At 46.5% G+C, this 12,196-nt stretch carries 14 protein-coding genes; 10 read left to right on the forward strand and 4 right to left on the reverse strand.

Annotated features, from left to right (window positions below; translation table 11 throughout):
* Positions 1-6 precede the first annotated feature (6 nt).
* Positions 7-621, reverse strand: coding sequence for a transcriptional repressor LexA (lexA, locus tag D3D03_RS02205; protein ID WP_026833385.1), 615 nt, complete (start codon positions 619-621; stop codon positions 7-9).
* Between the two features lie 210 nt (positions 622-831).
* On the opposite strand from lexA, the gene yneA reads away from it, so the two are divergent.
* The 7 genes from yneA (at position 832) to D3D03_RS02240 (ending at position 8,322) form a co-directional block, all read left to right on the forward strand.
* A complete protein-coding gene (gene yneA / locus D3D03_RS02210; RefSeq protein WP_026833384.1) occupies positions 832-1,119 on the forward strand; it encodes a cell division suppressor protein YneA in 288 nt (95 codons plus the stop codon).
* A gap of 45 nt (positions 1,120-1,164) precedes the next feature.
* Entirely contained in the window at positions 1,165-1,821 is a 657-nt protein-coding gene (locus D3D03_RS02215; protein WP_026833383.1) for a YneB family resolvase-like protein, read from the forward strand.
* Between the two features lie 109 nt (positions 1,822-1,930).
* Positions 1,931-2,167 (forward strand): DUF896 domain-containing protein, encoded by a 237-nt coding sequence (locus D3D03_RS02220; RefSeq protein ID WP_012369999.1) that lies wholly within the window; start codon positions 1,931-1,933, stop codon positions 2,165-2,167.
* A gap of 194 nt (positions 2,168-2,361) precedes the next feature.
* Positions 2,362-4,350, forward strand: coding sequence for a transketolase (gene tkt / locus D3D03_RS02225; RefSeq protein WP_119922587.1), 1,989 nt, complete (start codon positions 2,362-2,364; stop codon positions 4,348-4,350).
* A gap of 108 nt (positions 4,351-4,458) precedes the next feature.
* Positions 4,459-4,689 (forward strand): YneF family protein, encoded by a 231-nt coding sequence (locus tag D3D03_RS02230; protein ID WP_012370001.1) that lies wholly within the window; start codon positions 4,459-4,461, stop codon positions 4,687-4,689.
* Between the two features lie 119 nt (positions 4,690-4,808).
* On the forward strand, positions 4,809-6,566 hold the full coding sequence (locus D3D03_RS02235; RefSeq protein WP_119922588.1) for an ABC transporter transmembrane domain-containing protein: 1,758 nt from the start codon (positions 4,809-4,811) through the stop codon (positions 6,564-6,566).
* A complete protein-coding gene (locus D3D03_RS02240; protein ID WP_119922589.1) occupies positions 6,556-8,322 on the forward strand; it encodes an ABC transporter ATP-binding protein in 1,767 nt (588 codons plus the stop codon). The genes D3D03_RS02235 and D3D03_RS02240 overlap by 11 nt, the downstream gene beginning before the upstream one ends.
* Positions 8,323-8,380: 58 nt before the next feature.
* Here the strand turns inward: D3D03_RS02240 and D3D03_RS02245 are convergent, their stop codons facing one another.
* Complete coding sequence (locus D3D03_RS02245) at positions 8,381-9,271, reverse strand: SH3 domain-containing protein (protein WP_026833379.1); 891 nt, start codon at positions 9,269-9,271, stop codon at positions 8,381-8,383.
* Between the two features lie 424 nt (positions 9,272-9,695).
* Complete coding sequence (locus D3D03_RS16990; protein WP_369877368.1) at positions 9,696-9,998, reverse strand: Spo0E family sporulation regulatory protein-aspartic acid phosphatase; 303 nt, start codon at positions 9,996-9,998, stop codon at positions 9,696-9,698.
* Positions 9,999-10,103: 105 nt separating this feature from the next.
* Between D3D03_RS16990 and D3D03_RS02255 the strand changes: the two genes are divergently transcribed.
* Together D3D03_RS02255 and D3D03_RS02260 are read left to right on the forward strand one after the other, a co-directional pair.
* Positions 10,104-10,802 carry a cytochrome c biogenesis CcdA family protein gene (locus D3D03_RS02255; RefSeq protein WP_026833377.1) on the forward strand — a complete coding sequence of 233 codons (699 nt, stop codon included), beginning with the start codon at positions 10,104-10,106 and terminating at the stop codon, positions 10,800-10,802.
* A gap of 15 nt (positions 10,803-10,817) precedes the next feature.
* Positions 10,818-11,300, forward strand: a complete 483-nt coding sequence (locus D3D03_RS02260; protein ID WP_026833376.1) for a CcdC family protein — start codon at positions 10,818-10,820, stop codon at positions 11,298-11,300.
* 32 nt (positions 11,301-11,332) lie between these two features.
* Here the strand turns inward: D3D03_RS02260 and D3D03_RS02265 are convergent, their stop codons facing one another.
* Positions 11,333-11,758 carry a DUF2621 family protein gene (locus D3D03_RS02265; protein ID WP_026833375.1) on the reverse strand — a complete coding sequence of 142 codons (426 nt, stop codon included), beginning with the start codon at positions 11,756-11,758 and terminating at the stop codon, positions 11,333-11,335.
* Between the two features lie 92 nt (positions 11,759-11,850).
* Here D3D03_RS02265 and D3D03_RS02270 point away from each other — a divergent pair, with 92 nt between their 5' ends.
* Positions 11,851-12,174: a hypothetical protein gene (locus D3D03_RS02270; protein ID WP_026833374.1), complete on the forward strand. Its 324-nt coding sequence runs from the start codon at positions 11,851-11,853 to the stop codon at positions 12,172-12,174.
* The last annotated feature ends 22 nt before the right edge of the window (positions 12,175-12,196 follow it).

The following is a 12,196-nucleotide window of genomic DNA, read 5'->3' on the forward strand; positions in this document are numbered from 1 at the left end:
CCTCGCTTAGTGGATCGTCCGATATACGCCGATGACCTTGCCGAGAATCGAGACATTGTCGAAATACATCGGGTCCATCGAATCGTTTTCGGGTTGAAGACGTACTTGTTGATCTTCTAAGAAGAACCGTTTTACTGTCGCTTCGCTATCTTCGGTCATAGCAACGACGATTTCACCGTTTTCTGCTGTGTTTTGTTGCCGTACGATGACACGATCACCGTCAAGAATTCCTGCATTGATCATCGATTCACCATCGATCGTCAACATGAAGACGTTTTCGTTTCCAACGTAATGAGCCGGAAGCGGGAAATGTTCTTCGATGTTTTCAATCGCCGTGATTGGAAAACCAGCCGTTACTTTCCCCATGACAGGGATGTGCACGATTGCTTCGTGATCATCTTCAGGTTTATCAAGCAATATCTCAATCGCACGTGGTTTTGTCGGGTCACGGCGAATCAGTCCGCGTTTTTCTAGACGATCCAAATGACCGTGTACCGTTGAGCTTGAAGCAAGACCAACAGCTTCGCCGATTTCACGAACTGAAGGTGGATACCCTTTCAGTTTCACTTGAGCGACGATATAGTCAAGAATTTCTTGTTGTCGTTTTGACATTTTCCGCATATGAATTGCCACCTCTTTTCGGAATGGTTTTTTTGAAGGTTATAGGAATACATGTTTCTAAATTCACTATAACATAGAACAAATGAGCGTACAAACAATTGTTCGACATTTTGTGTTGACCGAACACTGGTTCTTGGTTTATGATGAGTTATGCGAACAATTGTTCCGAGAACATCTATTCTAAATCATTTCAAATTGGAGGGATTCATCATGATGCATACGATCCGTACCCATGCCTTTTCCATTGTCTTTTATACGCTTAGCCTTGCTTTCATTCTTTTCCTCTTAACGCCCCGACCGGATGAAAAGGTCGAACAACTCCTGACGGCTTCTGTTACGGTCGATCAAAATGCGACAGTCGAACAAGTCGCTGAAGTCTACAATGACGGTTCGATGACCGATCAAGAATACGTCGAATGGTTGATTGAGAACAATGAACTGAAGACGACTCATGTCATTTCGAAAAACAAAATCGTTGTACCAATCGCGCAACAATGACAAACTGTAAAAGTTGTCAATGAACGAACAGGGGTGTGAAGTACGATGAAAGTAGTAATCTACTGTCGCGTCTCGACGGAAAAAGAAGCACAGGATAGCTCGCTTGAGCGGCAAAGATCAGAACTGTCGGGACTCGCTGTAACAAAAGGGTTTGAAATCGTGGATATCATCACGGAAAAGGAAAGTGGTTATGATGTCGATCGGGAGGGCATGTTGTCCGTCCTCGATTACGTCACACGTCAGGCAGTGGATGCCGTCCTTGTGACGGATGATACCCGTATCGGGCGTGGAAATGCCAAAATCGCGATTTTACACACGTTTCAAAAACATCAGGTCCAACTGATGACGATGGAATCAGACGGCGAATATAAATTGGCTGATGCCGAGGCGATGGTCCTTGAAATCGTCTCGCTCGTCGAGGAGTACCAGCGGAAATTGCATAATGCAAAAATTGCCCGCGGTATGCGACGTGCAGTTGAAAATGGTTTCCGTCCCGAACAGAACCTTAACCGGCAAGGTGAGAATGCAGGTCGGAGCCGAAAAGAAGTCCCGATTGAAGAAATCGTCCGATTACGTGACTTGGGTCTGACATTTGCTGATATCGCCGTTACCTTAAGAGGGATGGGACACGATATTTCAAAGGCGACCGTCAACCGTCGTTATCTCGAATATAAGGAAGTCATCAATACGTATGAAACATGAAGCAGGTGGGTGTGCGAGAAGCGCGCCACACTTGCTTTTTCTGTTCGTGTCTTTTAAAGTAAGGTTACTATTGAAAGCTCGATGTCGAGTCAACAGAAAGAGGGATATCATGTTATCACAAGAACAACTAGACCGGATTAATGAATTAGCCAATAAATCAAAAGTCGAGCCGTTGACGGATGCGGAAACAGCGGAACAAAAAGAATTAAGAACAGCGTATTTGGAAGCCTTCCGCGGTTCATTCAAAAATCAGATGATGGGAATCAAAATCGTCGATGAAGAAGGAACGGACGTTACACCGGAAAAATTAAAGCAAGCGCAGGAAGAAGAACGCAACAAACAATAACCGGAAAAGCTATGTCACTCAATGGATGAGTGGGGTAGCTTTTTTTGATGAAAAGTTCGTAATGTGTATCACAAAAGTGTTAAGAAAACGGCAATAGAGAGCGCATTCATTTCAATGTGACATACTATTTAGAAAAGTTGTATCACATTTCCGGGTGTGCTAAAATGATAAAGAATTTGTGAAAAAGAGAGAGGATGATTGTTTTGACGAACATGACAACAGTAGAACTATTAGCAGTAAATACGATTCGTACATTATCAATTGATGCAGTACAAAAAGCGAACTCGGGTCACCCGGGAATGCCGATGGGTGCAGCACCGATGGCATTTACATTATGGGCGGATCATATGAACCACAACCCTAAAAATCCAGAATGGTTCAACCGTGACCGTTTTGTACTTTCAGCAGGACACGGTTCAATGCTTCTCTACTCACTCCTCCATTTATCAGGCTATGATCTTGCGATGGATGACTTGAAGTCATTCCGTCAATGGAATTCAAAAACACCGGGTCATCCGGAATACCGTCACACGGCAGGTGTTGATGCGACGACTGGTCCACTCGGACAAGGCATCGCGATGGCTGTCGGGATGGCGATGGCAGAACGTCACTTGGAAGCGAAATACAACCGTGACGAGTTAAACGTCGTTGATCACTTCACATACGGCATTTGCGGAGACGGCGACTTAATGGAAGGTGTTTCAGCAGAAGCGGCATCACTTGCAGGACATTTAGGTCTTGGTAAACTGGTCGTTCTGTATGATTCAAATGACATCTCACTCGACGGCGATCTCGATAAATCATTCTCTGAAAACGTCCAACAACGTTTTGAAGCATACAACTGGCAAGTCATTCGCGTGGAAGACGGAACGGATCTTGATTCGATTTCAAAAGCGATCGAAGCAGCGAAAGCCGAAACGACAAAACCGACGTTGATCGAAGTCAAAACGGTCATCGGATTTGGTTCACCAAACAAATCAGGAAAATCGGCTTCGCACGGTGCACCACTCGGAGATGCAGAAATCAAGTTGACGAAAGCAAGCTACGTCTGGGATCACGAAGAATTCTACGTGCCGGAAGAAGTCAAAGACTTGTTCGAAGAGCGGATCGTCAAACGTGGCGCTGACACGGAAGCGGCATGGGCTGACAAGATGGAGCAATACAAAGCAGCACATCCGGAATTGCATGAAGAACTCGTCCGCGCCATCGCAAACGAACTTCCAAGCAACTGGGAAGCAGACCTTCCGACATACGATTTGACATCGAAAAAAGCAACACGTCAAACAAGTGGGGAAGTCTTGAACGCACTTGCGAAAAACGTCCCGACGATCTTCGGTGGATCGGCTGACTTAGCAGGTTCAAACAACACGATGCTCAAAGGAGAAGCTGACTTCGACATCGATCCAAGCGGTCGTAACATCTGGTTTGGTGTCCGTGAATTCGCGATGGCAGCAGCGGTCAACGGTATGGCGTTACACGGTGGTGTCATTCCTTACGGTGCGACATTCTTCGTCTTCTCGGATTACTTGCGTCCAGCTGTCCGTTTAGCAGCATTGATGGGGATCCAGTCGATCTTCGTCTTGACACATGACTCAATCGCAGTCGGTGAAGATGGTCCGACACACGAGCCGGTTGAACACTTGATGAGTTTCCGCGCGATGCCGAACTTAACGGTCTATCGTCCGGCAGACGGAAAAGAGACAATCGCAGCATGGAAAACAGCGGTTCAATCGAAAAACAAACCAACACTTCTCGTCATGACACGTCAAGGGTTGCCTGAACTCGAAGGCACAACAGTCGAAGGTGCTGAAAAAGGCGGATACGTCATCGCGGGTAACATCGAAACAGCGGATACGATTTTGATGGGAACAGGTTCTGAAGTTCACTTGCTCGTCGAAGCACAAAAAGAGCTCGGCGAAACGGCAGCTGTCGTCTCACTTCCATCATGGGAATTGTTCGAAGCCCAATCAGCAGAGTACAAAGAATCGGTCTTGCCAAAACGCATCACGAAGCGTCTTGCGATTGAAGCCGGTGCTTCACTCGGATGGTACAAATATGTAGGAACAGAAGGTCAAGTCATCGGAATCGATCGTTTTGGTGCTTCTGCTCCTGGAGATCTTCTCTTAAAAGAGTACGGCATGTCTGTTGAAAATGTCTTGAACACAGTCAAGCAACTCGGTTAATGAAGAAAGGTGCGCAAACGCGCGCACCTTTTTTTTGCATTATCTATGCAAAGGCTTTAAATTATAGTATAGTAAAAAGCGACGTTTGAAGTTAGAGGAGGAAGCAACTTGGCTACATGGATTTGGATTTTAATTGCCCTTCTTTGCTTGGTAGCTGGTGTCGCCCTTGGTTTCTATATCGCTCGCCGATACATGATGAACTATTTGGAGCAAAACCCACCAATCAACGAAGATATGATTAAGACATTGATGATGCAAATGGGTCAAAAGCCATCACAAAAGAAAGTCAACCAAGTGATGCGTTCAATGAGTGGTTCAATGAAATCACCGAAAAAATAATGACTTGTAAAAGGAGACCATTTTGGTCTCCTTTTGTTTGCTATTTTTTAGGAAGATGGCTAATCTAAAATGTGAGACTATTAGAAATACTCAATCGATTTAAAAAAGGGGGGACTTGTATGGGAGTCTTCAGGAAACTGAGTTGGTTTTTCCGACTCGAATGGAAAGCATACAGCTTAGGCATCATTGCGTTGATTTTTGTAGCCGGACTGGAACTGATTCCACCAAAAGTGATTGGTGAAACAGTGAATGGTTTGAGTGAAGGTAGTTTGACAAGGGACGATTTGATGCGACTCGTCGGCACCTTAGTGTTAATTGGTGTCTCCACGTATGTGATTCGCTATTTTTGGCGTTTCTTTATTTTCGGGGCATCGATTCGCCTCGGACGATTGTTACGCAGTCAATTGTATGGTCACTTCTCCGATTTGGATCAGTCCTTCTATAAAAAGTATCGGAGCGGGGACTTGATGGCACACGCGACGAATGATGTGCAAGCCGTCTCGATGACGGCAGGAGCGGGTATTTTGACGCTTGTCGATTCGGTGACGATGGGGAGCTTCGTCATCATTACGATGGTCACGACAATCAGCTGGAAACTGACACTTGTTTCGTTGTTGCCGATGCCGCTGATGGTTTATTTGACCTCACGCTACGGGAAGATGTTACATTCGCGGTTCCATGATGCGCAAGAAGCCTTTTCCGATTTGAATGATAAGGTTGCGGAAAGTGTCAGCGGAGTCCGGGTGTTAAAAGCAACGGGGGAAGTCGAATCCGATGTCGGGACGTTTACCTCATTATCGGATGATGTCGTTCAAAAAAACCGCCGGGTCGCAAAGATCGATGCGTTGTTTGATCCGACAATTTTTGGATTAGTCGGATTGTCATATATCATCGCGGTCGGATACGGTGCCTATTTACTGCAACAGGGCGAAATCCGGATCGGGGATATCGTTTCATTCACTACATACTTAGGTTTACTGACATGGCCGATGCTTGCGTTCGGATGGTTGTTCAACATCGTCGAACGGGGACGGGCATCCTACGATCGGATCGAACGGATGCTGGCGGTTGAACCGGAAATCAAGGATGCGAAGGAAGCGGCGACGACGGTCACGTCATCCGATCTGCATGTCGCAATCGACCGCTTCATCTATGACACGCAACCGGTCTTACAAGATATCGATGTGACGTTACGACCGGGTCAGACGCTCGGAATCGTCGGTCGGACCGGGGCGGGGAAATCGACGTTCGTCCGGTTGTTGTCCCGGGAATACGATGTCAAATACGGCTCGGTTTCGATTGGCGGTCAAGACATCAAACAATTGATGCGGGAGACCGTCCGAAAACAAGTCGCAATCGTGCCGCAGGACCACTTCCTGTTTTCCGCCTCGATTGCCGACAATATTGCCTTCGCAAAACCGGATGCTTCGATGGATCAGATCATGGAAGCCGCACGGGTCGCTGCGGTTCATGAGGACATTCTCGGCTTTACGGAAGGATATGCGACGATGGTCGGGGAGCGGGGGGTGACGTTGTCCGGTGGTCAGAAACAACGGATTTCGATTGCTCGCGCGTTGTTGGCCGATTGTCCGATTCTTGTCCTCGATGATGCCTTGTCCGCAGTAGATGCCAAGACGGAAGAAGCAATCATCGAACACTTCCGGACGGCTGATAACGAGCAGTCACAAATCATCGTCGCGCACCGCTTGTCTGCCGTGTCGCATACGGATGAAATCATCGTCCTCGACGCCGGACGGATCATCGAACGCGGAACGCACGACGAACTGCTCCGTCGAGACGGCTGGTACAAGGAGACGTATGACCGGCAACAGCTGGAGTCACTCGTCGAACAGGGAGGTGGAGCGTTTGAATCATGATATTAATGAAAAAGCGGTCCTGAAACGATTGCTCGGATTCGTCAAACCGTTTAAAAAACAAGTGATGGTCGCCTTTTTCCTGTTACTCGTGACGACCGGAGCGAAGCTCGGCGGACCGTATCTCGTCAAAATCTTCATCGATGACTATGTTGCGGTCGGGAACTATCCGGTTCAGGAAGTCGCCTTATTGTTTGGTGTCTACTTACTCCTGCATACGACCGGCATCGTCGTCGATTATTTACAAGCCTTTGAGTTTCAAAAGATTGCCTTGAAGGTCATTCAGCGTCTTCGGATTGATGTGTTTCGTCACGTCATGCATCTGAGACTCGGCTACTTCGACCGGACACCGGCCGGCGTACTCGTCTCGCGGATCACAAATGATACGGAAGCCATCAAAGAGCTGTATATCGGTGTCTTGTCGACCTTTGTTCAAAGCGGGGTTCAGTTGATCGGAACGTATCTATTCCTCTACCTGCTGGAACCGCGTCTTGCGACGATTGCCTTGGTGTTGTTGCCGCTGTTTTATTTCATTATCTGGATTTACCGCCGTTATTCGACAAAGTATTATGCCGAAGTCCGGGATTTATTGTCGAAGATTAACGGTCAATTGAATGAGTCGATCAACGGGATGGCGATCATTCAACAGTTCCGCCAAGAAAAACGATTGATGGCGGAATTTGAGGAAACGAATATCGCCCACCAGAACGGTCGTTATAAGAACTTGAAACTCGACAGTTGGTTACTGCGGCCGATCATTGAGTTGATGCTCGCCTTGACGATTGCTTCCTTGATCACCTATTTTGGAATCTTGTCGTTCTCACAAACGGTTCAAGTCGGGGTCGTCTATGCGTTCATCAGTTATATGGAACGGATTTTTCAGCCGGTCCAACAAATCATGCAACGGTTGTCGGAGTTCCAACAGGCGGTCGTTTCCGCAGACCGCGTCTTTAAAGTCCTTGATACCGATGAGCCGGAACCTTCAAAAACATTGCCGGGGGAAGCATCTGTATCCGAAGGCCATATCGTCTTTGACAATGTCCGCTTTAGTTACGACGGAGAAAAAGAAGTCCTGAAAGGGATTTCGTTCGAAGCGAAAAAAGGCCAGACGGTTGCATTAGTCGGTCAGACCGGCAGCGGGAAAAGTTCGATCATCAACATCTTGATGCGGTTTTATTCGTATCAGTCCGGTCGGATCTTGATCGACGGACAACCGCTGGAACAGTTGCCGGAAGACGAATTGCGACGTCATGTCGGTCTGGTGTTACAGGATTCGTTCCTCTTTACGGGGAGTGTTGCTGATAATATCCGACTGTTTGATCCGTCGATTCCATTCCAAAAGGTCGAAGAGGCAGCACGATTCGTTCAGGCGGACGGCTTCATCAATCAGTTGGATGATCGGTACGACAGTCCGGTCGCCGAGCGGGGAGCGACGTTCTCTGCCGGAGAGCGTCAGCTCGTCTCATTCGCCCGAACGATGGCCCGTGACCCGAAAGTCTTGATTCTTGACGAAGCAACGAGTTCGATTGATACGGAAACCGAAGAAAAAGTTCAAGTCGCCTTAAAACGAATGCGGCAGGGACGGACGACGATTGCGATTGCCCACCGGTTGTCGACCATCCAAGATGCCGATTTGATTTTAGTTCTGCATCAAGGAGAAGTCGTCGAACAAGGGAACCATCAGACGTTGATTGAAAAGAACGGTCTGTACAAAAAGATGTATGAATTACAGTCGGGACATGTCTCATCCGTTTCGTGACACAAAAAAGCCTGCCAGGCGATCTCGCCCGGCAGGTTATTTCTACTTGCTTTTTAAATTAGTAGACAGTTACAGTGACGTTTTGACGTCCCCAGTTGAGTGCTTCTTGTTGTGAACCAACGAGAAGGTCAAGTTTGTTACCTTGGATTGCGCCGCCACGGTCAAGAACGATTGCTTCACCGATACCTGAGATGTGCATGCGTGTACCAATTGGGTATTGTGCTGATGCTGCTACGATACGCATACCATTGTACGTGATCGTATTCGTTACATCATAACCGCTGGCAGTTAATGCACGTCCGTTGTAAAGACGGCTACCGTTGTTTGATGGATCGTTCGTGTACGCTGTAACGTTCATCGTTACTTTTGTACCTGATTTTGCTGCAGTTGTTTGTTTTGTTGCTGTAGCAGGCTTAGCTGCTGGTTTTGGAGCCGGTTTTGCAACAGGAGCTGTCGCTTTAGCTGCTGGAGCTTTAGCTGTTGAACCTGCTAATGTTGTATAATCGCTGTGTACGTAACGTGTTTTCCCGTCGATTGTTGTTTTGATCCAAGCACCGACTTTGCTTTCTACGTTAACGGACTGGCCTTTATACAAGTTGCCAACGTCTTTAGAGTTTGTAGTTGGTTGCGTACGAACGTTTAATACTGCCGTAGTGACTGTAGCTTTTTTAAAGTCGAACGAAGAACCGGCTGATGTGTAAGCGCCGTGTACATAACGTTTTTGGCCATTGATGTTTGTTTGAATCCATGCGCCAGAACGTCCTTCGACATTTAATTTTTGACCTTTATATACGTTACCTACATCCGCTGATGCCGTCGTAGGTGCTGTGCGTACATTTAATACTTCCGTATTTACTGTTACCGTCTCTGAGGCAGCCTCTGTCTCTTGGGCGAATCCTACTGATAGAGCCGTTGCTGCAAGACCTGCAGCGAAAACTGCTTTTTTCATTATTGATGTCCTCCTGACATATGCTGTGTTTACTGTTCCTACTTTACACGGCAATTCAGGGTTGTGCGTTTACAGGTCAGAGTCATTCAAGTTACAAACCGCTCCAGTATGACAAACAGATTTCAGAAATGCATGTTTTGTCACGCCTAGGTCATAATGCTTGGAAAAACGATGGTAAAATAGGACTTTCGGCATAGTATAGCGGAAATATTCTAACTATTCCCCGAACTTAAGGCTCAAGGAAAGACCAAAAAGAGAGTAGCTGAAGGAAAGTAAAGTATTTTTTTAATGAATCGCATGTAAAGCTCGATTTAAAAAGATGAAATAACCGCATTATATAGAAGAAACACGAAAAAGCCGTCGACGGATTGATTCGTCAACGGCTTTTTTCAGTTGTATCTATGATTTGCAGATTTCATCCGAGTTACCCTAAAACAGATTCGTTTGAAGACGGATAGGTGTACTTTTGGACAAATCGTGAGTATTCAAGGAGTAATAAATCAAGTTCATGACTGAGCTTTAAAACATGCGGGGAGGTGAAACTAGAACGATCGGCTTGATGATAAAGTTCACTTCGCTTTGCTTCAATCGCTAAAGTCAATAGATGCTGGCTTGTCATAGTATCCTCCCTTACATTGGTGTCATATCCATATTCTAGCAAGTGCATTTGACGAGCGCAACGACATTTCGGGCGAATTGAGTAAATGTAATTTTTTTGTAATTTCATTCGTCACGAAACTTTTTAATCTTTCGGAAGATAATAGGTGCTAAATGTTGATTAGTTTGGCAAAATAGAGAAGGAACTTCTTCTTATTAGAAAGGAGCTGCTGAAATGGAGCTCTCGCTTTGGTTAGCGTTTGGTGCAGGGCTGTTATCGTTCGTCTCTCCCTGTACGCTTCCGTTATATCCGGTCTTCTTGTCGTACATTACCGGTGTCTCTGTAACGGACTTAAAGGAAAAAGGGGTCAGAGAAAAACGTTCATTGTTGCATACATTAGCGTTTTTGGTTGGTTTTGCGATGGTGTTCGCTGTTCTAGGATTGTCGACTTCATTATTAGCAGACGTCTTCATCACGTACCGCGATACGTTGCGGATGATCGGTGCGCTTGTCATCTTTGTATTTGGTGTCGTCTTACTTGGTTTATGGCAACCGACATTCTTGATGCGCGAAAAAAAGCTCAACTTAGGTGAACGCAAGGGCGGTTACATCGGTACAGTCCTCGTCGGGATCGGTTTTGCTGCCGGATGGACGCCGTGTACCGGTCCGATTTTGGCAGGCGTGATTGCACTGGCAGCGACAAATCCGAGTCAAGGGATGTTGTACATGCTGTTTTACGTCTTAGGATTTTCGATTCCGTTTTTATTGATGGCATTTTTCGTCGGTCGTTCGAGACTCTTCGTACGGTACAGCTTGAAAATGACAAAATTCGGTGGAGCCTTGATGATGTTGTTCGGAATCGTCCTCTATTTTGATGGAATCAGTACGTTTGCGGCATGGATGAGTGACATCGTTGGATTCACCGGATTTTAACAAGGAAGTGATGGGATGATTTGGGTATCAACAGGGGTGGCACTCGTCATGGGATTGCTGATCAGCTTTATTCGTGTCAAAGCGTCAGCAAAACCGACGAATGCTAAAAAGATTTTGATTCCGCCGTTTGCGATGTCGACGGGGATGCTGCAGTTTTTATACCCGGCGTCACGTTTGACCTGGACGGAAGTGGCGGAAGCGTTATTGATCGGGATGATTTTCAGTATTTTTTTGATCAAGACATCAAACTTTTATGAAGCACAAGGACAGATTTATCTGCAACGTTCAAAAGCGTTTTTTATCGTCTTATTCGGAATTTTGATCGTCCGGACAGTTGCAAAGTTCATCATCGGTGGTCAGATCGATATTTTCGAGACCGGCGGGATTTTCTATCTCGTTGCGTTCGGAATGATCGTTCCGTGGCGGATTGCGATGTATCTGAAGTATAAACAAGTCAAGTCGGGGATCGTTCATGTTGAACATTTACCGCAAAACTAAACGGAAGGATTCTCAATTGAGAGTCCTTCCGTTTAGCTTTGGAAATAAAATTCGTAATCGCGCCAGTCGATGGCGTGTTCACGGAGCGCTTTTTTCAAGAATTTATGATCGCGTTTTGGTGTCGCGGAGATATACCCTTTAACGACGAGCTCGGATGTCATCTTCGACGCCCGTTCTTCCAGAGCAAACTGTCCGATCCGTCCTGCGATTTTTCGACGTGCCACATCCCGAAAAGCTGCCGGAACAGGCATGACCAGTGCATTTAATAAATCAAGTGTTTCATCCGTCCATAAATGGCGGGTCTGGTCGATGTATTCATCTTCCCAGTCCATCATCGATTTGCCGTCTTCTTTCGGAAGCTTCTTTAGGAACTTCCGGAACATGAAGAAACCGCCGATCGCCATCAGTGTGATCATGATAAAGCCCCAGAGCAAAATTCCGTTCATGAACCATGCCATCCGTGACTCATCCCCCTTTCAACATCACTTATAGATTAGCATAATTTTTTTGGTCATGCTATGATAAATGACGGAGAAAGCGAGGCGGAACGATGTTACAACCTTATGTACAATTGGATGAATCCGGGCGGCCGCAAAAAGGTCTGTTACCGGAGACGGCGGACGGTCGTGTCGTCGAATTTTATTATGATACGAGCGGAACGGACATCACAGTCGTGTTCGTGACGATTCCGTCTCAAGATGCCAGCCGGAAGCGGGCGTTCACTGTCGGGAAGACGTTTAAGACGATCTCGACGCTTGAAGACTTTACGTTGTTGCGGTACGACTTGACGGATCACACCATTTTCGCAACCCTTGAAATGTTTGCGGATGGATCGAAGCGTCAAATTGATGCTTCGAGATTGCTCGACTATTAAAAAGAAGGAGGTGCGGATCGCC

This window comes from Exiguobacterium sp. RIT452 (assembly GCF_003598705.1).
Lineage (GTDB): Bacteria > Bacillota > Bacilli > Exiguobacteriales > Exiguobacteriaceae > Exiguobacterium_A > Exiguobacterium_A undae.